Source organism: Actinokineospora lacus (assembly GCF_053813445.1).
The window spans coordinates 84,502-105,739 of the sequence record NZ_JBQERA010000006.1; the positions used below are offsets into that span (position 1 = coordinate 84,502).

The window sequence follows — 21,238 nt, forward strand, 5'->3', positions numbered from 1 at the left end:
TCCTCGGAGGGCCGCGTGGTGAGGTGAGGAGGAGACGTGGGCAGTGGGTCGACGGAGGGCGGGCGGGGAAACCGCCGCGGGCTCGCGCTGATCGGCGCTCTGGTGCTCGTGCTGCTGCTGGTCGTGGGCGTGGCCGCAGTGGTCGTCGTGGGCAACCGGAACCGGGACGCGCCGCTGGCGGCCGTGCGGGCCTACGTCGAGGCCATCGCCCGGGGCGACGCCGCCGCCGCGCACGCCGCCGTCGACCCGGCGACGTACGCCGACGGGGTCGATCCCGCGCTGGCCGGGGCCGCTCTCGCCTCGGCGCAGGCGCGCGTCGTGATCGAGCGGGTGTCCCTGGAACACGACGCGGACCTGGCCGAGGACATCGTCGAGGTCCGCGTCGACTACGCCCTGGCGTCCTCGCGCCACTCCGCCGTGCTGCGCGCGCAGCGAGCGGACACCGGGCTGGTCGACACCTGGCGGGTACTGGACCCGCTGCTCGTCGCCATGCGGGTGCAGACCAACGAGCCCGCCTTCGACACCGCGACGCTGGGCGGGGTGGTGGTCCCGGTCAGCGGTCCCCGCCCGCAGGGCTTCCCCGAGCGCCGGTTCTTCGTCTACCCCGGGGTCTACGAGCTGCGGGGCCTGGAGTCGCGGTACCTGAGGGCGGCGCAGAAGACGGTCACCGTGAACCGGATCGGCTCCGGTGAGCGGCCCGCGGACACCGCGAACCTGACCGACGCCGTGGTCTCCTACCAAGCGACCCCGGAACTCACCAGCACGGTGGCCACCCGCCTCGCCGAGCACATCACCGCGTGCTTCGCCGACGCGCCCAAGGCGCCCCCCGGCTGCCCGCCCGACGTCTACGCCTACGCCGACGAGGGCGTCCGCCTGCTCCGGCAGCCGGATCTGCGGTCCATCGCCCACTACCAGGTCGACTACCGGGCCGACGGCGACATCGAGCCCAGCCTCCGCCTGCGCGCGGAGAACGGGCGCCTCGCCCACACCGGGCACGACGGGGGCGAGCGCAGGCAGTCGTTCTACGCCTACGGCCGCGTCGTCGTCACGCCCGAGGACGGGCTGAGCATCACGTTCACCAGCGAGCTGTGACTCAGCGCCCGTAGGCGCGCAGCACGGTCAGCTCGGCCTCGCTGCCGCGCTGGTCGGTGGTGCTCGCGCGCAGGGAGACGTGCTCGGCGCCCGCCGGGTGGTGGACCGTGGCCGTGGCGGTGTGCTCGCCGGTGCGGGTGACGGCCAGCGGGTGCCAGGTGCGCCCGTCGTCGAAGGACGCCTCGGCGGTGAGGGCGGCGGTGGGGCTGGGCTCGGAGCCGCTGTTGGGCTGCACGGTGATCGCCACGGTCGCGGTGTCCGCGGTGATCCGGTTGCGGGCGTCGAGGTCCCGCGGCGCGAAGCGGATCGCGCTGATGGGCAGACCGGCGCCCTCCTTGTCCAGGGGCTTGGGGCCGCCTTGGGGGCGCTGGGAGGTGAAGGTCCAGGTGGCGGTGACGAGGGTGGCGTAGGCGGCGCTCCGGGTGGCGGTGGTCGCCAGGTGGTAGCGGGCCGGTTCCTCCTGGACGTCGAACGAGCCCTGGCCGGGCTGCCTCGTCTCGCCCGCTTTGACGCCGTCCTGGTAGAGGACGGTGCGGCCGTAGTCGAGTGTGGACAGTCCGAAGCGGTCGTCCGCGGAATCGCTGAACAGGGGGATGTTGACGCTCAAGGTGTCGCCGAACCGGGACGCCCAGTCACCGCCCGCCAAGGAGGGGCCGAAGACCGCGGTGTTCCAGCTGTCCGCATAGGACAGACCGGGCTGGTGGTCGACCGGCCCGCCGATGACGATGTGCTCGGCGCTCTGCCCGCGGTTGTGGTGGAACTCGGCGGACCACGTCAGCCCGTCGGTGTTGTGGTACTCGGTGCGGGTGGCAGGCAGGGCGAACGGGAGGCCGAAGCCGATGGCCTCGTGGAAGCGGGGCTCCCTGGCGATCCACAGCTTGGCGCCGCGGTGCCGGGAGTCCTGGCGTCGGTAGGTGGACACGACCTGGGCGAGTCCGGCGTCCTCGACCCGCCGGGTGAAGCCGGTCGGGACGTGGCCGTAGTCGAACCAGGCGAGGTGGTAGGCGCGCTGCCCCGGCGCCGTCCACGCGCCGCCGACGTTGGCGGTGATGGTGTCCACCGGCGGGCCGACCTGGCCGAGGTGGATGCGGTCGAAGGTGTCGCCGAGGACCCCGGTGAGCAGCAGCCTGCTCTCCTCGCTGCGGCTGTAGCCCGCGCCGACGGCCTCGGGGGTGACGCCGCGGGCCGCGAAGTCGACGGTGATCGGGCGGGCCGCGGCGGCGTCGAGGGTGACGGTGGTGTCCCCGGTGACCTCCACGACCGGGTGCACGACCTTGTGCGAGTCGGCGGTGCCGTCCCCGCGCGGGGTGCCGATGACGCCGTCGACGTGGTAGGTGCCGCGGCGGACGCGCACCGTGCCGGTGCCGCCGATGGTGGGGATGGGCCGGTAGCGCGATTCCGCGCCGCCGAACAGGAACGCGAAGTTGGCGTCGGTCGGCGCGCCGGCGCGGTCGATCGCGCGGATGGTCAGGTCGTAGCTCTCGGGCTCGCGGTCGATGGCCAGCGGGGTGCTCATCACGCGGCCTGCGAAGCGGGCGGTGATGGCGCCGCTCAGGGCGCCGACCCCAGCGGTCGCGGTCACCTCGACCGACGCCTTTCCGTTGGCGGGCAGGGTGACGGCCGCGGCGCTGACCGTGAAAGGGCCGCTGGCGGTGAGGCCCAGCTCGACCTCGGCCGCGGTGGTGTTGTGGTAGGTCAGGGCGCGGGTCACCGGGGTGTCGTCGTCGTGCGGGGTGCGGCCGAAGGACAGGGCAGGCGGGTCGGCGGTGACGGTCTGGCCCAGGGCGTGGGCGATGTCCACCCGGCCCGCGCCCTGCTCGAAGACGGCGGCCTCGGGCAGCGGGCGCGCCGACCCCATGAGGGCGGCCTTGAGCCGGGCGCCGCTCCACCCGGGGTGGCGCTGGGCGAGGACGGCCGCGGCGCCCGCGACGTGCGGGGTGGCCATCGAGGTGCCGCTGAGCGCGGTGTGGCGGCCCTCGCCGAACGCGTGGCGGGAGCGGGCGGCGACGACGTCCACGCCGGGGGCGACGATCTCGGGCTTGATCGCGGCGTCGCGCACCCGGGGGCCGCGGGCGGAGAAGCCCGCGATGCCGTCCTCGCGGTCCACCGCGCCGACGGCCAGGGCCGCGTCCGCCGAGGCCGGGGAGGAGACGGTCTCGGCGCCGTAACCGCCATCGTTGCCCGCGGCGACGACGAACAGCGTGCCGTGCCGGGCGCTGAGCTGGTCGACGGCGAGTTCGAGCGGGTCGCTGCCCGCGGCGTCGGGGCCGCCGAGGCTCAGGTTGACGACGGTGGCGCCCTGCTCCGCCGCCCACCGCATTCCCTGGAGGATGGCCGACTCCGGGCAGCCGCCGGCGTGGCAGACCTTGCCGACCAGCAGCCGCGCGTCCGGGGCGATGCCCTTGTACCGGCCGCCGGAGGCGCGCCCGGTGCCCGCGATGGTGGCCGCGACGTGCGTGCCGTGGCCGTCGGTGTCCCGAGTGGACGGCTCGGTGGTGAAGTTGCGGCTGCCCGCGATCCGGTCGCGCAGGTCCGGGTGGGTGTGGTCGACGCCGGTGTCGAGGACGGCGACGGTGACGCCTTTGCCGGTGTGGCCGGACTTCCAGGCGGAGGGGGCGCCGATCTGGGTGGCGGTGCCGTCCAGGCTCGGCCTGCGCAGGCCGTCGAGCCACACCGGCGCGTCCTGGTGTGCCCACGTGCTCGCCAGGGCGGCCTTCGGCCGGGTTTCGGAGTCCAAAGAGGAGCCGGTGATCAGCGGGAGGTCGGCGCGGCGGTCGTCGCCGTAGCCCTCGCGCAGGAGGGTGGCGACGTCGAAGAGCCTGCGGTCGAGGGTGCCCGCGTTGACGCGGGGCCAGGCGTCGGAGGGGACGACGTGCAGCCGGTCGCGGTCGCCGACGGTGGCGAAGTGCACGGCCTCGCGGCCGGGCGCGGGCGAGACCGCGGGGGCCAGCCGGTCCCCCACCCGCCGCACGGTGACGTGGTCGCCGGTGATCAGGGTGATGGCCCCGACGTACTCGGTGTCCGGCCCCGCCTCGGACACGGCCCCCGCGGGTGGCGGAGCGGCCAGGGTGACGGCCACGAGGACGCACGCCAGTTTCCTGATCATGGGGAACCTCTCCGTGGGCTCCCTCCAACCAAGTCGAGACCACCGGAGAGGTAAACCCTTGCCATTTGCCGGCGAATCACCCGATGGGGGTGCACGGCGGGTGGGGCGGCCGGGGGCGGGGCATCGTGTGGTGGTCGGTGCTCCGGGAAGGGACGTTCTGTGAAGGACAAGCTGAAGACTCGGCGGGGTAGGGGCTTGGCGCTGACGGTGTGCGCGACGGCCTTCGCGGCGATGGCCGCGACCGCCCCGCCCGCGGCCGCCGAGCTGGACCGCGAGGTCGCCGTCGTCAACGGGAACTTCGAGGACCCGTACGTGGCGGGCAACTACACGACCTTCTACAACAACCCGGAAAACGAGGAGAGGCTGCGCTGGGAGCTGATCAAGGGCGGGGTCGACGTCTACTCGGCCGTCCTGTGCGGCCGGGAGGACGAGATGCAGTGCGTCGACCTGAACGGGCACCACACGCAGGGCGGTCTGGGGCAGGTCCTCCCCAACCTGGCGCCGGGCGCCCGGATCAAGGTCACCTTCGACACGACGCTGTCGATGCACCCCTCCTGCGCGCAGGAGGAGAACGTGCCCTTCCGCATCCGGCTCGACGGCCGCGGCCAGGGCGCGCGGGTCGACCCCATCCGGGGCTGGGAGACGCACACCTTCAGCTTCGTCGCGACCAAGGAGAGCCACCGGGTCTCCTTTGAGTCCATGGCGGACGCCGCGGGCAAGTGCGGCGCCGTGCTCGCCGACGTGCGGGCGGCCCAGCAGCTCTGACCCGGGCGAGGTCCGCGGCGGGCCGGGGTTGATCGACTGGGCGCGGTGGTACGTAGCCGCGCATGAGGCTTTACGCCGAAACCCCTGTTCGCCGATTAGGCCAGTTCGTCGCGGACCTCGCCGCGCTGGCGTTCCTGCTGCTGGCGGTCTGGGTGGCGATGGCGGTCCGCGATGGCGTGCTGCTGCTGCGCGCCCCCGGGGAGGGGCTCACCACCGCGGGCAACGCCATCGGCGGCGCGTTCACCTCCGCCGCCGACACCGCCCGCGGCGTGCCGCTGGTGGGCGACGACCTGGCGTCCGCGCTCGGCACCGGGACCGCGGCGGGCACCAGCCTGGCCGACGCGGGCCGCTGGCAGGTCGACGCGGTGACGACGCTGGCGTTCTGGCTCACCGTGGCGCTGATCGCCGTGCCCGCCCTCGCGCTGGCGCTCGTCTGGCTGCCCCGGCGCGTCCGCTTCGCCCGCGACGCCACCGCCGCCGCCCGGCTGCGCGCGCAGGGCCCCGCCGGCCTGGACCTGCTCGCCATGCGTGCCCTGCACACCCAGCCGCTGTCCCGGCTGGCCCGCCTGCGCACCCCCGACTGGCGCGACCCGGACACCGCCGCCGTCCTCGCGGGCTGGGAGCTGCGCCGCCTCGGGCTCAGGGCGTGAGCACGGCCTTGAGCACCCGCCCGGCGGCGACGTCGTCGAGCGCGGCGGCGTGCTCGTCCAGCGGGTAGGCGGTCACCAGCCGCGCGAGGTCGAACCGCGCGGTGAGGGCGGGCAGCAGGCGCACGTACTCGGCCAGGTGCGCCCCGCTGAACGCCCATGACCCGAACACCGACAGCTGCCTGCGCACGATCTGGTGCGGGTTGATCAGCGCGTCCCCCGCGTCGGTGTACTGGCCGACGACCAGGTACGCGCCGCCCCGGCGCACCATCCGCACCCCCTGCGCGACCGCCTGCGGCACCCCCGCGCACTCGATCACCAGGTCGGCCTCGCCCACCTCGGCGCCGACGTCCACCCACTCGTCCCCGATCCCCAGCTCCCGCGCCAACTCCAGCCGCGCGGGCGGACCACCCACGATGGTCACCTTCCCCGCGCCCGACAGCTGCGCCAGGGCCGCCGCCGCCAGCCCCACCGGCCCGGCCCCCTGCACGATCACCGTCTCCCCCACCCGCACCGGCCGCCGCTCGCCCAGCGCGTGCACCATCGTCGGCCCGGCGCACGCCAGCGACATCGCCGCCACCGGCTCCACCCCGTCGGGCAGCCGCACCACCGTCGTCCCCGGCCGCAGGCAGATGTAGTCCGCCCACGCCCCCGACAACGGCTCCCCATCCGCAACCGACCGGTTCACCCCATACGTCCGCCGATCCCCACACAACGTCGGCTCCCGGTAGCGCACACACGCCTCACACCCCCCACAGGCAATCGACGACGCCCACATCACCACCTCCCCACCCGCGAACCCACCCATCCGCGACTCGTGCACCACCCCAAGCCCCTCGTGCCCGAGCACCAACGGCACCGGCACCGGCAGCCGCCCCTCCCGCAGGTGCAGGTCCGTCCCACAGATCCCGCCATACCGCGTGGCCACCACCATCCCACCCGGCGACGCGGCAGGCACCGGGTACTCCCGCACCTCCAGCGGACTCCCGAACTCCCTGAGCACCACGGCCCTGGCCATCAGACCCCTCCCGACATCGACATCTTCCCAGCGTGTGACCCCAGCGCGCGACCGTGAAGACACGGGCCGTGACTGTATGGCGGTGGTCGCAACGCTTCTCGGTTAGGGGGCGATATCTGGGGTGTAGGGATTGTGGAAGGGCTGGGGGGACAGTGGCTGGAAGACTTTTAATGGGTGCTCTTGTCGTGGGGGTGGCGGCCAGTCTGGTCGTCGTGTTGCCGGGGGCGGACGCGGCGCCTGCGGTGCCTGGGGGGTTCCTGCTGCGCGACACGCCGACGGGGTTGGCGCAGCGGGGGGACCTGGTCACCGACTTCGCCTACCTGCCGGACGCCTCGGTGGTGGCGGTGGGCAAGTACGGGCGGGTCGTGTGGGTGCCGAACGGCGGTGTGCCGCGGCTGTTGGGGACGCTCGGGGTGCGTGCCGAGCAGGACCTGGGGCTGGTCGGGGTCGGGGTGGCGGCGGACTACGCGAGCAGCCGCCACCTCTACACCGCCCGCAGCGTTCCCAGCACGGCGGCCGACGCGGGGCGGTACGGGGTGCTGCGGCTGAGCCGGTGGACGGTGCGACTCGACGCCAGCGGTGAGCCGAGCGGCCTGGACGACGAGCACACCATCGTGGAGACCTCCGCCGACTCCGACGTGCACGGCATGACCGGCATCGTCGTGACCCCGGACGCCATCTGGCTCAGCGTCGGCGACAGCTCCGACTTCCGGTTCGTCGACCAGCGGGCCCTGCGCGCGGGCAGCCGCGACGACCTGCACGGCAAGGTCCTGCGCCTGACCCCGGACGGCAGCGGCCTGCCCGACAACCCGTACTACGACCCCGCCGACCCGCGAGCCCCCCGCAGCCTGGTGTACGCCTCGGGCTTCCGCAGCCCGTTCCGGTTCGGCCTCGACCCGGTGACCGGCACCCCGGTGGTCGGCGACGTCGGCTGGAACGTCTGGGAGGAGGTCAACCACCTCACCCCCGGCGGTGACTACGGCTGGCCGTGCTGGGAGGGCTCGGCCACCACCGCGGGCTACCGCGACCTGCCCGGCTGCGCCAACCGCTCCACCGTCACCCCGCAGCACGCCTACAGCCACGCCGCGAAGCTCGGGTCCAGCGTGACCGGCGGCGCGGTCTACACCGGGGCGAACTACCCGCCGGAGTACGCGGGCCGCTACTTCTTCGGCGACTACACCTCCGGGCTCATCTGGACGATGCGGTTCGACTCCGCGGGCCGGGCCATCACCGCCCCGCAGGGCTGGGGCGCCACCGTGGGCGCGCCCGTCGCGATCAAGGCGGCGCCGGTCAGCGGCGACATCGTCTACGCCGACATCGCCACCGGCAACCTGCGCCGGATCGTCTACCAGCCCGGCAACCGCCCGCCCACCGCCGACCTCGCCACGACCACCGACCCGGCCACCGGCACGGTCGCCTTCGACGCCACCGGCTCCACCGACCCCGACGGCGAGCCGCTCACCTACGCCTGGGACTTCGGCGACGGCACCACCGGCACCGGCGCCACCCCCAGCCACACCTACCCCGCCGGCCCGAGCTTCCCGGTCACCCTCACCGTCACCGACCCCCTCGGCGCGACCGCGACGGCCACCGCGACCGTCCACCCCCGCAACCACACCCCCGCCCTGTCCCTCACCCCGCCGAACCCGGACCAGCGCTTCGGCGTCGGCGAGGTGATCACCGCGAGCGCCGGGGCCACCGACCCCGAGGACGGCGCGGTGGCCGTCGAGTGGACCACCGACCTGGTCCACTGCCGGGGCCAGGACTGCCACTCCCACCAGGGCGTCCGGCAGAGCGGACCGGACTTCGCCATGACCTTCGACGGCCACCCCGGCGACTCCCGCCTGGAGATCACCGCGACCGCCACCGACAGCCTCGGCGCCCGCGCCCGCGCCACCTTCACCGCGCTGCCCCGCCAGCGGCGGCTGAGCATCCACAGCCCGACCCCGGCCGACTTCACCCTCGGCGACCAGCAGTCCACCTCGGAGCTGTTCACCGTCGGCCAGCGCATCGCGGTCATCGCCCCGGAGACCGCGCGCGACGGCGTCGCGACCTTCGGCGGCTGGGCCGACGGCGCGCCGCGGGTGCGCGAGCTGGTCATGCCGGACGCCGACGTCGCCTACCAGGCGTCCTACCTGACCCCGATCGACCTGCGCGTCGCCGCCGACCCGGCGCTGCGCGCGCTGCTGGGCGCGCCCACGGCCGTCGAGCAGGGCGACACCACCGTGCGCTGGCGGGAGTTCACCGGCGGGCGGGTGTACTGGAGCCCCGCGACCGGCGTCCGCGAGGTGCACGGGCTGATCCTGCGGGCCTACCTGGCCGCGGGCGGGCACCTCGGCTACGGGCTGCCCGTCACCGACGAGCAGGCCACCGGGGCAGGCCGCTACAACGACTTCACCGGCGGTCGCTCGATCGTGTGGTCACGGGAGACCGACGCCCGGCTGATCCACGGCCAGATCCGCACCCGCTGGCGGGCCGTGGGCGCCGAGAGCTCCGTGCTGCGCTACCCGATCACCTCCGAGACGGCCACGGCCGACCGCGTCGGCCGCTACAACCACTTCCAGGGCGGCTCCATCTACTGGACACCGGGCACCGGCGCGCAGGAGGTCTACGGCTCCATCCGCGCCCGCTGGCGCGACATGGGCTGGGAGAGCTCCGTGCTGCGCTACCCCACCACCGGGGAGCGCGGCACCGCCGACGGGATCGGCCGCTACAACCACTTCGAAGGCGGCTCCATCTACTGGACACCGGCCACCGGCGCGCACGAGGTGTACGGCTCCATCCGCGCCCGCTGGCGGGACCTCGGCTGGGAACGCTCGTTCCTGCGCTACCCGACCAGCGGCGAGTTCGCCGTCACCGGCGGGCGGCGCGGCAACTTCGAGGGCGGCTACATCATCTACCGCTTCGCCGACCGCTCCACGACGGCGTACCGGTGGTGACCGGGGCATGACGGCTTGGCCGCACCGGGAGCGGATCTTCCTGGTGCGGCCAAGCTGCCTGTCCTCAAACCCCGGTCGGTGAGAGTCGGGATCGGATCGGTCGCTGACGGCGCAGGCGCAGGACCCTCGTACCGGGTCGTACTCGGGTTCTGCGGCGGTGCCGCCAGCGGCCGATCCGGCCCGGCTGTCGCGATCGGGGTATGACAGGTCCTAGCGCTTGAACAGGCCGTTGAGCGTCCCGTAGTCCAGTGCGTCGGTTAAGGCGCCGTAGGTGCCCGAGCCCAGGGCCTCGACGGTGGCCCGGTGCGCCACGGCGTAGGCGGCCTCCGCCACCGAGGTGCCCAGGCTCACCCGGCGCACCCCGGCCGCGGCCAGGTCCGCCACCGGGGGCGCGCCCGGCCCGGCCATCGCGTTGACCGGCAGCGGCACCGCGTCGACCAGGGCGGCCAGGACCCGCAGGTCGGCCAGGCCGGGCACGAACAAGCAGTCCGCGCCCGCGTCGGCGTAGACCCGCGCCCGCTCGACGACGGCGTCGAAGCGGCTCTCCGGCGCGCCGACCTGGAACAGGAACACGTCGGTGCGCGCGTTGATCACCACCTCCGCCGACGCCGACCGGGCAGCGCGCAGCCGCTCGGCCTGCTCGTGCGGGCTGAACAGCGGCACGCCGTAGCCCCGGGAGTCCTCCAGGTTCACCCCCACCGCGCCCGCGCCGACCACCGCGTCGACGGTGGCGGCCACGTCGGCGGGCGCGGGGCCGTAGCCCCCTCGACGTCGGCGGTCACCGGGACGTCGACGGCCTCGGCGATCCGGGCGACCAGCCCGGCCATCTCCGCGCGGGTGAGCCCCTGGCCGTCCGGGCGGCCCGCGGCCCAGGACACCCCGCCACTGCTGGTGGCGACCGCCTTGGCCCCCGCGGCGGCGATCACCGCGGCGCTGCCCGCGTCCCAGGCGTTGGGCAGCACCAGCACCCCCTCGGCGTGCAGTGCCCGGAACGCCTTGGCCTTCTGACTGTGCTCCACCCGTGGTCCCCTCAGCGCGCGATACGTGCGCCGGAAACCTAACGCGGGGGTACGACAATCAGCGTCGCCTGCCGGTGACCCCCACCGGCCACCAGTACTCGCGGACCACGTCGTAGCCGCTCTCGGTGAACCACTGCCCGATCTCCGCGGCCGTGTAGGTGTCGCGGTGGCGCGGGGAGAGCACGTCGAACCAGGTGAGGGCCAGCTCGTCGTAGTGCCTGCGGCGGGTGAGGATGCGGCCGTGGGTGCTGCGCGCGACCAGCGACCGCACGCCGGGCAGGGTCGCGACCGCGTTGAGCACCTTGACCGCGCCCAGCGTCGGCAGCGACAGCAGCCGCGAGATCCGGTACACCGTGGCGTGCTTCCACGAGTGCAGCCCCAGGGGCCGCAAGAGGTCGCGCACCATCACCAGCGGGCTCAGCTTGCGCTGGTACACCCACACGAACAGCTCGCCGCCCACCCGCACGGTCCGCGCCAGCGAGGCGAAGGCGCCCCGGGTGTCGCCGGTGTGGTGGATGACCCCGTTGCACCACAGCATGTCCACCTCGGCCAGCGGCAGCGCGAACACGCTCGCCTGGACCACGTGCAGGTTCGGCACGTCCTCGGCCGACTTGAGCACCTCGACGATGGCCGGGTTGAGGTCGACGGCGATGACCGTCGCCTCCGGGTGCGCCCTGGCGATGGCCACGCTGAGCTTGCCGCTGCCGCACCCGGCGTCCACGATCACCCGGCCCGCCAGGGAACCGCCGTCGACGCCGAAGACCGTGTGGAACTGCTCCAGGTCCTCATCGATGGTGCGCCCGAAGACGGTGTCCTGCTCGAAACCGCCGTCGTGGAAGGTCTGCCACTCGAAGCCGAAGCTGGCGGCCACGTGGCTCGCGCGGCCCTCCGCCGCGGCGAACTGGACCAGCCCCGCCGCCACCGGGTAGGCCGCGGCACAGTCCCGGCACACCAGCTCGCCGTCCATCACCTCGCCCGCGGCCACCGCGTCGGGCGCGCTGCGGTCCCGCGCGTCCAGCCCTCCTCTGCAGGACGGGCAGACCAGCAAGGCCAGGGTTGATTCGCGCATGTGTCCCTCCGGAAGATCATCCGACTCTGGTCGGACAATCGCGGCGGGGCCGGATGCGTCTCACCACATCCACTGGTTCACTCGAACAGAGCAGATTCCTTTGTAGAGCACCAAATCTGAGCGTTTCGCCGTCGCCGTGGTCCAGTCGAGCGAGCGGCTGGTTCCTCTGCCGGACACCGGCGCGGGCGCATGGTGGCGGCGGGTTCGGCGTTCGCAGCAGTGCTCCGGCGGGTGGCGGTAGGAGCGACTACCGCCACCCGTCGGCCGACCGGGGGACCGCCGGTCGGGACCAGGGGGTTGGGCGCCCGTCCGAGGCGGGGCGGGACGACACCGCCTCGGACGGGCTCGTTCGCGGGGTTCGCTCTCTGGGAGCGCTCCCAGACCTAGGGTAACCACGAGAAAACCGAGCTGTAAAGACCCACATGGCGACCAAACGTCACGATGGTTACGAAGCGGCGACCCCGAACTGCCGGTCGGTCGCGCTCTGTGCACTGTTTTCGCAGATAGCGCCGGTCGTAATGGGCCAAAACGGCACCCAACGAGCCCGAAACGTTACGCACCGGTGTCTTGACATGGGTTTGTGGCCCCGAGCACACTTCTCGCAACCCAGCTGGGAGCGCTCCCAGGAAGTCTCGCACTGGTGACCTCGCACAGGCACCGGCGCCAACCCATAGGGGTAGCTGTGCGTCAACTGTTCCGGAGGGCACTGGCCCTCAGTGCCGCGGCAACGCTCACGGGCGGCCTGGCCGCTTGCGGCTCCAGCGATGAGCCTGGGGCCAGCGACACCCCCAGCGGCCCGATCGAGCTGACCATCGGGACCTTCACCGAGTTCGGGTACGAGGACCTCCTGAAGGAGTACGAGGCCGCGAACCCGAACGTCAAGATCAAGCACAACAAGACCGGCCAGGGCGGCCCGTACCACCAGCAGCTGTTCACCAAGCTGGGCGCGGGTTCCGGCCTTGAGGACGTCGTCGCGATCGAGGAGGGCCACCTCTCCGACGTGCTGGCGAAGTCGAGCCTGTTCAACAACCTCCTGGAGATCGGCCCGGCCGACGTCAAGGCGGACCGCTGGCTGGACTGGAAGGCCCAGCAGGCGACGACCAAGGACGGCAAGCTCATCGGCTACGGCACCGACGTCGGCCCGCTGGCGATGTGCTACCGCGCGGACCTCCTCAAGGCCGCGGGCCTGCCCAGCGACCCCGAGGGCGTCAAGGCGCTGTTCGAGTCGTGGGACGCCTTCTTCGAGGCGGGCGACAAGTTCATCGCGGGCAGTGAGGCCGCCTGGTACGACTCCAGCGCGCAGATCTTCAACGCGATGCACAACCAGCTCCCGGTCGGCTTCTTCGACAAGTCCGACCAGCTGGTCATCGAGTCCAACACCGAGATCAGGGCGAACTGGGACAAGGTGACCGCCGCGACCGGGCGTGGCCAGTCGGCCAAGCTCAACGCGTTCAGCAACGAGTGGAACTCCGGCTTCAAGACCGGCGCGTTCGCCACCAAGACCTGCCCGTCGTGGATGCTCGGCGTGGTCAAGGCGCAGGCCGGTCCCGAGAACAAGGGCAAGTGGGCCGTCACCGATGCCTTCCCCGGCGGCGGCGGCAACTGGGGCGGCTCGTTCCTGGCCGTCCCGACCCAGAGCAAGCACCCCAAGGAAGCCGCCGCGCTCGCCGCGTGGCTGACCGCTCCCGAGCAGCAGGTCAAGGCGTTCGCCAAGACCGGCAACTTCCCCAGCCAGAAGGCCGCGCTGTCCTCGCCTGAGCTGCTGGCCATGTCCAACGACTACTTCGGCGACACCAAGGTTGGCGAGCTGTTCGCCAAGCAGGCGCAGAAGGTCGGCCAGGCGCAGTACAAGGGCCCCGGCGACGGCCGCATCCAGGAGACGGTGACCAGCCCGGCCCTGCAGGCCGTCGAGCAGGGCGCTTCCCCGGCCGATGGCTGGACCAAGGTGATCGACGGTTCGAAGAAGATCGCGAAGTAGCAGCGCATGTCAACCGATCTCAGGGAACCCCCTGTGGCCGGTGGCCCGGCCCGCGCCCCCCAGCGCGGGCCGGGCTTCCCGGCGCGTCCCGGACTGCGCGCCAAGCTGTCCAAGTGGGACGTCAAGTACTCGCCCTACCTCTACGTGGCGCCGTTCTTCATCGTGTTCGGCATCGTGGGCCTGTTCCCCCTGCTGTACACGGGATACGTCTCCCTGTTCGAGTGGGAGCTCATCGAGGACAGCCCGGAGTTCATCGGGCTGGACAACTACGCGACCCTGATGGCGGACGCGCAGTTCTGGAAGGTGCTGGTCAACACCCTCAGCATCTTCCTGCTCTCGACGATCCCGCAGATCATCATCGCGGTCCTGATCGCGGCGATGCTGAACACGAGGCTGCGGGCGCCGACCGTCTGGCGGGTCAGCGTGCTGCTGCCCTACGTCGCCTCGCTGGTCGCCCTGGGCATCATCTTCTCCAACCTGTTCGGGCCGCAGTTCGGCCTGATCAACTCGATCCTGGAGACGCTGGGCTTCGACCCGATCCAGTGGCAGGCCGACCGCTTCTCCAGCCACGTCGCCATCGCGGTGATGGTGAACTGGCGCTGGACGGGCTACAACGCCCTCATCGTGCTCGCGGCGATGCAGGCGATCCCGAAGGACCTGCACGAGGCCGCCGTCGTCGACGGCGCCTCGCCGATCCGCCGGTTCTTCAGCATCACGCTGCCGCTGCTGCGCCCGACGCTGATCTTCGTGGTCGTCACCTCGACCATCGGCGGCCTGCAGATCTTCACCGAGCCCAAGCTGTTCTCGGAGATGCCCGGCTCCAACAACGGCGGCGCCGTCAACCAGTTCCAGACGGTGACCCTCTACATGTACGACTCGGCCTTCGGACAGCAGGACTTCGGCTACGCCTCGGCGATCGCCTGGGTGCTGTTCGTGATCATCATCGTGATCGCGCTGATCAACTTCCTGCTGACCCGCAGGCTGGCCGGAACGGGGTCCGAGCGATGACGATGGCACCTCCGCGCGCGCTGCCCACCAGGGCGCTGCGCCGTGGCGCGCGCAACGAGAACCGGTCTTCCGGCGGCCGGGCCGGTTTCTGGACCTACGGGCTGCTGCTGGCGTTCGTCGCGGGCTCGGTCTTCCCGTTCTACTGGCAGTTCCTGGTCGCCAGCCGCGACTCCTCGATCCTCACCGACAAGGTCCCGCCGCTGTTCCCGGGCGGGAACTTCTTCTCCAACGCCGCCAGGGTCTTCGACTCGGTGCCGTTCTGGAAGTCGCTGGGCAACAGCCTCATCGTGGCGGGCACGGTCACCTTCACGACGGTGCTGTTCTCCACCCTGGCCGGGTTCGCCTTCGCCAAGCTGCGCTTCAAGGGCCGCAACGGGCTGTTCCTGTTCGTGGTGGCCACCCTCGCCGTGCCGACGCAGCTGGGCATCATCCCGCTGTACATGGCGATGGCGGAGTTCGGCTGGACCGGGCAGCTGCACGCGGTCATCGTGCCGAACCTGGTCACCGCGATCGGCGTGTTCTGGATGCGGCAGTACACGGTGGAGGCCGTCCCGTACGAGCTGATCGAGGCCGCCCGGGTGGACGGGTGCTCGATGATCCGCACGTTCTGGCACGTCTGCGTCCCCGCGGTCCGTCCCGCCGCGGCGTTCCTGGGCATGTTCACGTTCATGACGTCCTGGAACGACTTCCTGTGGCCGCTGGTCGTGCTCAACGCCGACAACCCCACGGTGCAGCTCGCCCTGGAGCGCCTGCAGTCGGGCTACTACATCGACTACTCGCTCGTGCTGGCGGGCACCACGCTGGCCACCATTCCCGTCCTCATCGTCTTCGTCCTGCTCGGCCGCCAGATCGTGGCGGGCATCATGCAGGGCGCCGTGAAGGGGTGACCGTGTCCGTACAGACCGCCACCGCCGCAGCGATCCTGCGGTTCCCGCCCGGCTTCCTGTGGGGCGCGGCCACCGCCGCCTACCAGGTCGAGGGCTCCACCACCGCCGACGGCCGCTCGCCGTCCATCTGGGACACCTTCTGCGCGACGCCGGGCAAGGTCGTCGGCGGCGACACCGGGGACCCCGGTGCCGACCACTACCGGCGGATGCCGCAGGACGTCGCGCTGATGCGCGAGCTGGGCCTGGGCGCCTACCGGTTCTCCGTGGCGTGGCCGCGGGTGCGGCCCGACGGCGGCCCGGAGAACGCCAGGGGTCTGGACTTCTACGAGCGCCTGGTGGACGAGCTGCTGGCGGCGGGCATCACCCCGTGCGCCACGCTGTACCACTGGGACCTCCCCCAGCACCTTGAGGACCTGGGCGGCTGGGCGGCGCGCGACACCGCCCACCGCTTCGCCGACTACGCCGAGTCGGTCGCGCGCCGCCTCGGCGACCGGGTGCCGGTGTGGAGCACGCTGAACGAGCCGTGGTGCGCGGCGTTCCTCGGCTACGGCAACGGGGTCCACGCGCCGGGCAGGACCAGCGGCAGCGACGCCCTCGCCGCGGCGCACCACCTCCTGCTGGGACACGGCATGGCGATGGCCGCGCTGCGCGAGCACGCGCCCGAGGCGAAGTCCGGCATCACGCTCAACCTGTACCCGGTGCTGGCCGCGGACCCCGCGTCCGCGGCCGACCGCGACGCGGCGCGGCGCATCGACGGGCTGCAGAACCGGATCTTCCTCGACCCGGTGCTGCGCGGGCGCTACCCGGCCGACGTGCTGCGGGACGTCGCCGACTACGGCCTCGCCGAGCACATCCGCGACGGCGACCTGGCGGTCATCAGCGCGCCGGTGGACTTCGTCGGGGTGAACTTCTACCGCGACTGGCACGTCTCGGCGGTCCCCGACGGCAAGACCGACCTGGGCTGGCCGGGCAGTGAGACCGTCTCGTTCCCGCCGCGGGACCTGCCGGTCACCGCGTCGGGCTGGGAGGTGCGCGCCGCCGGGCTGACCGAGTGCCTGGTGGCCGCCGACCGCGAGTACCCCGGGATGACCTGGTACGTCAACGAGAACGGCGCCGCCTACGACGACGAGCTCGTCGACGGCGCGGTGGACGACGCCGAGCGGCTGGCGTACCTGGAAAGCCACGTCGCCGCCGCCCACGCGGCCATCGCGGCGGGGGTGGACCTGCGCGGCTACTTCTACTGGTCGCTGCTGGACAACTTCGAGTGGGCGCAGGGCTACGCGCACCGGTTCGGGCTGGTGCACGTGGACTACGCCACCCAGGTGCGCACGCTCAAGCGCAGCGCGCACTGGTACTCGCGGCTGGCGCGCGCCAACACCCTCCCAGAAGCCGAGCGATGAGCGAAGCGCTTGACCGCGTCTCGGTGACCCTGGAGGAAGTGGCCAGGGCCGCCGGGGTGTCGCGGTCCACGGTGTCCCGGGTGATCAACGACCTGCCGGGGGTGAGCAAGCGGGCCAGGGAGGCGGTGGCCGAGGCGATCACCTCGCTGCGGTACGTGCCCAACCAGGCCGCGCGCAACCTGGTCACCCGGCGCACGGACTCCATCGCCGTGGTGGTCTCGGAGAAGGGCGACCAGGTCTTCGGCGACCCGTTCTTCGCCGGGGTGCTGCGCGGGGTGTCCGCGGGTCTGGGCACCAGCCACAAGCAGCTCGTGCTGCTGATGAGCCAGGGCGACTCCGACCGCGACACGCTGGAGAACTACCTGTGCAGCGGGCACGTCGACGGCGCGATCGTGGTCTCCCTGCACGGCAACGACCTGCTGCCCCGGCGGCTGGTCGACGCCGGGCTGCCGGTGGTGCTGGTCGGCAGGCCGCTGGCGGGCGGGGCGGTGCCCTACGTGGACTCCGACAACCTGACCGGCGGGCTGATCGCGGCCCGGCACCTGCTCTCCCTCGGGCGGGCGCGGATCGGGACCATCGCCGGACCGGACGACATGGCGGTGGGCATCGACCGGCTGATCGGCTGGCGGCGCGCGCTGGGTGACGCCAAGCGGCCCACCAACGCGGTGGTGCACAGCCGCTTCTCCATCGACGCGGGCGCGCGGGCGATGGCCGAGCTGCTGGAGCGCCACCCCGACGTGGACGCGGTGTTCGCCGCGGCGGACATCATCGCCGTCGGCGCGATGCAGTACCTGCAGAGCCGCGGTGTCCGGGTCCCGGAGGACATCGCCATCGTCGGCTTCGACGACTCGGTCCTGGCGACGATGGCCTCACCGTCGCTGACGACCGTGCGCCAGCCGGTGGAGGAGTTGGGGCGCACCACGACGTGGCGGCTGCTGGCCCAGCTGGCGGGCGAGCGTCACCTGCCGCCGTCGATCCTGCTGCCCACCGAGCTGATCCTGCGCACGTCCGCGTAGCCCGCCCAGGCGTTCAGCAGATCGATGTACGGCGTGCAGTGCTTCTCCAGGTCGGCGGGCGCGCCCAGGACGGTGTGCCTGCCGTCGAGGAGGAGGACGCGGTCCGCGCGGGCGGCGGAGGACATGCGGTGGGCGATGACGACCAGGATGCCGCCGCGGGCGGCGAAAGCCCGTTCCGCGGCGGCCTCGGCGCGCGGGTCGAGGTGCGAGGTGGCCTCGTCGAGGACGACGATGGCGGAGCGCGTGGCGTGGACGCGGGCGAGGGCGAGGAGTTGGCGCTCCGCGGGGTCGAGGTCGGCGCCCGCGTGGTCGATCTCGCCGTCCAGGCCGCCGAGGCGGCCGAGCAGGCGCCCCGCGCCGACCTCCTGGGCGGCGTGCCGGAGGTCGTCGTCGGTGGCGTCCGGGTTCAATAGGGAGAGGTTCTCCCGGACCGTGCCCGCGAAGACGTACGCCTCCTGCGGGGTGAAGGCCACGAGGGTCGTGTGGTCCACGTCGTGGATCGGCACGCCGCCGATCGTGACGCTGCCCCGCTGGACGGGCAGGAGGCCGGTCATGAGGGCGGCGAGGGTGGACTTGCCGATGCCGCTGGGCCCGATGACGCAGAGGTGGTCGCCGGGGCACAGGTCGAGGTCCAGGTCGCGCAGGACGGGCTCGGCGTGCGGGCCCCACCGGTGGGTCAGGCCGCGGATGGCGACCTCCGGGGTGGGCGGGGTCGTGGCGCCCGGCTCGAGGGCCGGTGTGGACGCCGCCTCCCCGAGCCTGCGCAGGGCGACGAGCAGCCGCAGGACCACCGTGCTCGCCGTGGCCGCCAAGCCGTTCAACGCCGGGTACAGCGTCCCGGTCAGGTAGACCAGCACCCCGAGCAGCGTCCCCGGGGAGAGCCCGGCGCCGAACGCGGGCACCAGCACCACCGGCAGGAACGCGCCCACCGCGACGACGGCGACGCGCGCCGCCGACGCGCTCGCCAGCCGGGTCGCCGCCGCGGCCTGGGCGTCGGCCGCCGCCTTGACCGCGGCCGACGCGGTGTCCTGGGCGGCGCAGGCGGCGATGTCGGGCAGTCCGGCCAGCGCCTCGCCCGCGGCCTGGGCGGTCGCCTCGTCGGCGAGGGTGAGCCGTCGCTGCCCCCGGGCCAGCGCGGGCAGCAGCACCAGGAACGCGGCGACCGCGACCGCGACCGGGAGCGCCACCGCCCACACCAGGTCACCGGCCACCGCGGCGACGCCGAGCACCGCGGCGACCGCGGTCACCACCATCCCGCGCGCCTGCACGAGCATCCCGGCGGTGGCGTCCCGGACGACCTCGACGTGCTGGGTGATCCGCGCGACGGCCGAGGCGTCCGGCGCGACGCGGTGCCCGGTGCTGTCCCGCAGGACCCCCCGGACCACGACCCCCACCAGGGCGTCGCGGACGGGCTCGACCACGCCGCCCACCGTGCTCCACACCAGCCGGGCACCGAACGCGCCGACGACGGCGATCGCGCCGAACGCGCCCAGCCAGGCGGCACCTACGAGAGGGCGGCCCGCCGCGAACCCCTTGTCCACCGCGGACTGGATGAGGACCCCGGAGAGGAAGGCGGGCAGGCCCTCCAGGAGCGAGCAGGCCAGCAGCACGGCCCAGCCCCGCCACTGCCTGCCGAGGGTGTGCCAGTACTGCCGCACCACGCTCATCCGAACACCGCCCGGTACTCCGCGTCGGCCCACAGGACCTCGTGCGGGGCGACCGCGCGGACGCGGCCATCGGAGAGCCACACGACGAGGTCGGCGCGGGCGGCCGCGCCCGCCCGCGCGGTGACCGAGATCCGGGTGGTGTGCGGGAGGAAGTCGGCCAGCCCCCCGTCGACCTCGGACTCGGTGACGGTGTCGAGGGCCGTGGTGGCCTCGTCGAGCACGAGCAGCCGGGGTCGGGCGGCCGCGGCCCTGGCCACGCCGATGCGCTGGGCCTCGCCGCCGGACAGCGGGGCGTCGGCCATGGGCGTGTCGTACCCGGCGGGCAGCCGCTCGACGAGGTGGTCGATGCGGGCGGCCCGGCACGCGGCCCGGACATCCGTGGTGATGGTGGCGGTGGCGCCGTAGGCCACGGCGTCGGCGACGGTGGCGCCCAGCAGCACCGGGCGGGCCGGGGCCACGCCGATGGCCGCGCGCCGGTCCCGCACGTCGCTCACCGCGACGCCGTCGAGCAGGGCCGTGCCGCGGTCCGGGGCGCGCAGCCCCGCCAGCGCCGCGGCCAGGTCGGGCCCGCCCGGGCCGACCAGCGCCACGGAAGCGCCGCCCGGGATGGTCAAGTCCACATCGGACAGTTTGCCGATGGCCAGGCCCCGCGCGGTCACCACACCGGGGCCCGCGGGCAGGGCCACCGTCCCGGAACCCGGCAGCTCGCAGTCCAGCACCTCGGCGATCCGCCCCGCGCACGCCCGCGCCCGCGCCAGGCCGGTCAGCACGGCGACCTGCCCCACGACCCCCAGGCCCAGCGTCGCGTACCCCAGCACCGCCAGCACGTCGCCCACCCCGAGCCTGCCCGCCTGCAACCCGAACCCCGCCGCCATCAGCACCGCGACCTGCACGGCGGGCCGGAGCAGCCCACCGCGCCACACCATCCTGGCCTGGCCGCGCCAGATCGCCGTGCCCGCCGCCCCCAGGCGCGGCAGCGGGCGCAGGACCCGCGCGGCTTCGCGCTCCCCCACCCCCGCCGCGGCGATGGTGCGCAGCCCGCGCACCGCGTCGAGCAGGCGCGCGCCCAATTCCCCGGTGACCGACTGGTAGGCCGCCACGTCCGCGGCGGTGAGCCGCAGGTGCGACCGCGCGATCAACAGCGCCACCGGCAAGGCGACCGCGAACACCAAGGCCACCCGCCAGTCCAGGACCGCGAGCACCACCACCGCCCCCACGGAGACCACGGTCCCCGACACCAACTGCACCACCAGCCCCGTCACCTGCGCGGCGCCCGCGCAGTCCCCGGTCAACCGGCCCACCGCGTCCCCGTCGGCGAAGCGCCCCGGCCCCAGCCGGACCAGGTGCGCCGAGACCTCCCCGCGCAGCCGGGCCCCGGCCCCCGCGGTGACCCGCGCGGCCAGCAGCATCCCCAGCACCTCGGCCACGATCACCACCGCGCCCGCGCAGGCCACCGCGAGCACCCCGCCGCCGTCCACCGCGGCGGACAGCGCGCCGGGCAGCACCAGGGCCGCCGCCATCCCGGCCAACGCGACCGCGACCAGCCACAACGCCCGGCCCCGGTCGACAACGCCCAGCAGAACCCGATCACCCGCGGCGAGCACGCCTACCTCTTTTGGCCCAATGG

General features: G+C 73.4%; 14 protein-coding genes and 1 pseudogene. 9 read left to right on the plus strand and 6 right to left on the minus strand.

The features are described 5' to 3' along the window. Positions 1-36: 36 nt before the first annotated feature. A complete protein-coding gene (locus tag ACTG9Q_RS16270) occupies positions 37-1,092 on the plus strand; it encodes a hypothetical protein (RefSeq protein WP_455573623.1) in 1,056 nt (351 codons plus the stop codon). 1 nt (position 1,093) lies between these two features. Here the strand turns inward: ACTG9Q_RS16270 and ACTG9Q_RS16275 are convergent, their stop codons facing one another. Then, positions 1,094-4,198: a S8 family serine peptidase gene (locus ACTG9Q_RS16275; protein WP_455573624.1), complete on the minus strand. Its 3,105-nt coding sequence runs from the start codon at positions 4,196-4,198 to the stop codon at positions 1,094-1,096. Between the two features lie 159 nt (positions 4,199-4,357). Here ACTG9Q_RS16275 and ACTG9Q_RS16280 point away from each other — a divergent pair, with 159 nt between their 5' ends. Continuing rightward, positions 4,358-4,963 (plus strand): DUF642 domain-containing protein, encoded by a 606-nt coding sequence (locus tag ACTG9Q_RS16280; RefSeq protein WP_455573625.1) that lies wholly within the window; start codon positions 4,358-4,360, stop codon positions 4,961-4,963. Positions 4,964-5,025: 62 nt separating this feature from the next. Then, the gene (locus ACTG9Q_RS16285; RefSeq protein ID WP_455573626.1) at positions 5,026-5,613 is read left to right on the plus strand and encodes a hypothetical protein; all 588 of its coding nucleotides are present in this window, start codon (positions 5,026-5,028) and stop codon (positions 5,611-5,613) included. On the opposite strand, the gene ACTG9Q_RS16290 is transcribed toward ACTG9Q_RS16285, so the two are convergent. Next, a complete protein-coding gene (locus tag ACTG9Q_RS16290; RefSeq protein ID WP_455573627.1) occupies positions 5,603-6,628 on the minus strand; it encodes a zinc-binding dehydrogenase in 1,026 nt (341 codons plus the stop codon). The genes ACTG9Q_RS16285 and ACTG9Q_RS16290 overlap by 11 nt on opposite strands. 170 nt (positions 6,629-6,798) lie before the next feature. Here ACTG9Q_RS16290 and ACTG9Q_RS16295 point away from each other — a divergent pair, with 170 nt between their 5' ends. Then, complete coding sequence (locus tag ACTG9Q_RS16295) at positions 6,799-9,567, plus strand: PQQ-dependent sugar dehydrogenase (RefSeq protein WP_455573628.1); 2,769 nt, start codon at positions 6,799-6,801, stop codon at positions 9,565-9,567. Positions 9,568-9,777: 210 nt separating this feature from the next. On the opposite strand, the pseudogene ACTG9Q_RS16300 reads toward ACTG9Q_RS16295, so the two are convergent. Both ACTG9Q_RS16300 and ACTG9Q_RS16305 read right to left on the minus strand, forming a co-directional pair. Continuing rightward, positions 9,778-10,586: pseudogene (locus tag ACTG9Q_RS16300) on the minus strand (isocitrate lyase/PEP mutase family protein). A gap of 58 nt (positions 10,587-10,644) precedes the next feature. Beyond that, positions 10,645-11,655 (minus strand): methyltransferase domain-containing protein, encoded by a 1,011-nt coding sequence (locus ACTG9Q_RS16305; protein ID WP_455573629.1) that lies wholly within the window; start codon positions 11,653-11,655, stop codon positions 10,645-10,647. Between the two features lie 682 nt (positions 11,656-12,337). Between ACTG9Q_RS16305 and ACTG9Q_RS16310 the strand changes: the two genes are divergently transcribed. From ACTG9Q_RS16310 to ACTG9Q_RS16330, 5 genes are read left to right on the plus strand one after another with little or no spacing between them, the layout of a single operon-like run. After that, a complete protein-coding gene (locus ACTG9Q_RS16310) occupies positions 12,338-13,633 on the plus strand; it encodes an ABC transporter substrate-binding protein (protein WP_455573630.1) in 1,296 nt (431 codons plus the stop codon). 6 nt (positions 13,634-13,639) lie between these two features. After that, the gene (locus ACTG9Q_RS16315) at positions 13,640-14,641 is read left to right on the plus strand and encodes a carbohydrate ABC transporter permease (RefSeq protein ID WP_455573631.1); all 1,002 of its coding nucleotides are present in this window, start codon (positions 13,640-13,642) and stop codon (positions 14,639-14,641) included. Between the two features lie 2 nt (positions 14,642-14,643). Beyond that, the gene (locus ACTG9Q_RS16320) at positions 14,644-15,528 is read left to right on the plus strand and encodes a carbohydrate ABC transporter permease (protein WP_455574035.1); all 885 of its coding nucleotides are present in this window, start codon (positions 14,644-14,646) and stop codon (positions 15,526-15,528) included. After that, positions 15,525-16,928 (plus strand): GH1 family beta-glucosidase, encoded by a 1,404-nt coding sequence (locus ACTG9Q_RS16325; RefSeq protein WP_455573632.1) that lies wholly within the window; start codon positions 15,525-15,527, stop codon positions 16,926-16,928. Before ACTG9Q_RS16320 ends, ACTG9Q_RS16325 begins: the two co-directional genes overlap by 4 nt. Then, the gene (locus ACTG9Q_RS16330) at positions 16,925-17,944 is read left to right on the plus strand and encodes a LacI family DNA-binding transcriptional regulator (RefSeq protein ID WP_455573633.1); all 1,020 of its coding nucleotides are present in this window, start codon (positions 16,925-16,927) and stop codon (positions 17,942-17,944) included. The genes ACTG9Q_RS16325 and ACTG9Q_RS16330 overlap by 4 nt, the downstream gene beginning before the upstream one ends. Here ACTG9Q_RS16330 and ACTG9Q_RS16335 read toward each other — a convergent pair. Together ACTG9Q_RS16335 and ACTG9Q_RS16340 are read right to left on the minus strand one after the other, a co-directional pair. Then, positions 17,887-19,611 carry an ATP-binding cassette domain-containing protein gene (locus ACTG9Q_RS16335; RefSeq protein ID WP_455573634.1) on the minus strand — a complete coding sequence of 575 codons (1,725 nt, stop codon included), beginning with the start codon at positions 19,609-19,611 and terminating at the stop codon, positions 17,887-17,889. The genes ACTG9Q_RS16330 and ACTG9Q_RS16335 overlap by 58 nt on opposite strands. Next, the gene (locus ACTG9Q_RS16340; protein WP_455573635.1) at positions 19,608-21,215 is read right to left on the minus strand and encodes an ATP-binding cassette domain-containing protein; all 1,608 of its coding nucleotides are present in this window, start codon (positions 21,213-21,215) and stop codon (positions 19,608-19,610) included. Before ACTG9Q_RS16340 ends, ACTG9Q_RS16335 begins: the two co-directional genes overlap by 4 nt. Positions 21,216-21,238: the final 23 nt, after the last annotated feature.

Bases quoted from the DNA above. Each gene is read 5' to 3' on its own strand.
- ACTG9Q_RS16275 (WP_455573624.1), bottom strand. From the start codon at position 4,198: ATGATCAGGAAACTGGCGTGCGTCCTCGTGGCCGTCACCCTGGCCGCT.
- ACTG9Q_RS16285 (WP_455573626.1), top strand. From the start codon at position 5,026: ATGAGGCTTTACGCCGAAACCCCTGTTCGCCGATTAGGCCAGTTCGTC.
- ACTG9Q_RS16290 (WP_455573627.1), bottom strand. From the start codon at position 6,628: ATGGCCAGGGCCGTGGTGCTCAGGGAGTTCGGGAGTCCGCTGGAGGTG.
- ACTG9Q_RS16295 (WP_455573628.1), top strand. From the start codon at position 6,799: ATGGGTGCTCTTGTCGTGGGGGTGGCGGCCAGTCTGGTCGTCGTGTTG.
- ACTG9Q_RS16305 (WP_455573629.1), bottom strand. From the start codon at position 11,655: ATGCGCGAATCAACCCTGGCCTTGCTGGTCTGCCCGTCCTGCAGAGGA.
- ACTG9Q_RS16315 (WP_455573631.1), top strand. From the start codon at position 13,640: ATGTCAACCGATCTCAGGGAACCCCCTGTGGCCGGTGGCCCGGCCCGC.
- ACTG9Q_RS16320 (WP_455574035.1), top strand. From the start codon at position 14,644: ATGGCACCTCCGCGCGCGCTGCCCACCAGGGCGCTGCGCCGTGGCGCG.
- ACTG9Q_RS16330 (WP_455573633.1), top strand. From the start codon at position 16,925: ATGAGCGAAGCGCTTGACCGCGTCTCGGTGACCCTGGAGGAAGTGGCC.
- ACTG9Q_RS16335 (WP_455573634.1), bottom strand. From the start codon at position 19,611: ATGAGCGTGGTGCGGCAGTACTGGCACACCCTCGGCAGGCAGTGGCGG.